Source organism: Paraclostridium sp., assembly GCF_051657365.1.
In the GTDB taxonomy this organism is placed as follows: Bacteria; Bacillota; Clostridia; order Peptostreptococcales; family Peptostreptococcaceae; genus Paraclostridium.
Genome location: NZ_JBOFKN010000040.1, coordinates 1 through 1,711 on the forward strand (window position 1 = coordinate 1; position 1,711 = coordinate 1,711).

The 1,711-nt window shown below is 36.5% G+C and carries 1 protein-coding gene; it reads right to left on the reverse strand.

Annotated elements, in window-relative coordinates; translation table 11 throughout:
* Positions 1–192 precede the first annotated feature (192 nt).
* Entirely contained in the window at positions 193–1,251 is a 1,059-nt protein-coding gene (locus ACRCYC_RS03435; RefSeq protein ID WP_438617789.1) for a hypothetical protein, read from the reverse strand.
* Between the last annotated feature and the right edge of the window lie 460 nt (positions 1,252–1,711).

The following is a 1,711-nucleotide window of genomic DNA, read 5'->3' on the forward strand; positions in this document are numbered from 1 at the left end:
TTTAGATAAAAGCCTATAAAAAATGAGAATAAATTCAATCATGATAAAAATAACGGAATTCAATACAACATGGAGCCTCACATCCTATACCTCACCGCCTAAAAAAATGCAAAAAAAAAAATAAACAGGCTACATTAAAAATCAAATTACATCTAATTCAATCAAAGCGAAAATTCATTTACTGCTGATGCATTACCGACTACCAAATCGTTTTTCATAAGCATCCTCAATCAAACCTTCAACGACCTCAAAAAGACATTTATCATCACAAGCTGAAAGTTTTTTTAGTTTTAGCTTCACCTCTTCACTTATTAGTAACTGCATTTTTTTTCGCTCCGCAGTTTCCAACCGTGATTTAACTCTATATTTTTGCTGAGCACCTGCTTTTTTAATTTTAGAGAAGACAATCTCCTTATAAACTGGAGAAAGCATGTCAAAAAAAGTAATCACTGCGTCTTTTTTCTTATAAAGAATGACTTTAGCATCAGTATCCGAAACATTCATCCAACTTGGCCTACCTCCGTGTAAAAATGTATCTGACACATAGCCATAAACCCAATCATAAAGTTCCTTTCTTGCATTTAACCAATCAATAAAACTGTTTTCTTTTCTAGCTTCCTTCCACATAGATAAAATGCTATTTAGTAGTACATCTTTATTCAACTGACGCGCTGTACACCAATCAATAAATAAACAAACACACTCCCACCTAGTCTCTCTCCCTAAATTAGGAAAGCAGTCAAAAATCCCACCTAAAAAATCTCTCTCGTCAACGTTGGAACCAGCGCAATCTATACTATACCCATTTGGAAACACGGGGTTATAATTCCACTCCAACAAAAAAGCATAATATGAAACATAGGCGAAGGCCAAATTAACAAATCTCTCATTTTCCTTCGGAAGTTTTTCTAATGAACACAAACTACGTTTGCATAGCGCGATAAAGGAATCATGTATATATTCCACGTTTGTATAGTCGTTCTCATTCCTGTCACCGCAACCAGAATACCCTACACCTATTTTACCCAAAAAATCATTATATAACTTTTTATTACGACTAAAAAAATCAACTTGTCTTTCAACCACCGCATGCAATTCATGTGATGTTTTATTAAATAAATTAAATAAACAGTCAGCTTTTTCAACCGGCTGCAGCTTCATACACAGGAAGCGTAATTCTCGATCATTATATTTACAAACACCTCTCTGTGCCTTTCCTTGAGTCTTGTACCCATTAGAGTGATACGCCATAACCTTACCTCCATGTAAATTACCATGTAGATTTAACGTCGATTTATGGTCGATTTCAACATGATTTATTGCGTATTTTTGCGAGATTTATCGATGATTTAAAGACAATTTTTTGAGTGTTTTTTCAGTACCATTTGACTATATCCACCGCTAAGTGCCTGATTATAGTACGGGGGTAGGTAGTGGATTAGCCACATCAAGCCTCTCAATACTGGGCTAAACAGTGGTGTCCAACGCCCACCACGTACAGTAAGAGCTCACAACGCACCTCGTTACGAGGTCACGTTAGGTGCATATTCATACGCAAACAGAAAGCCGCGGCCACTCTTGCCATGAGTGGATCGCGGCCTAAATAACATTTTTTACGCCACTGACATATCCGATGAACCATTTATTCAATCATCGGAGATAACACATGAAGAGAATGCAAGTACTGCGTATGAACGATGTCATCGGCAAA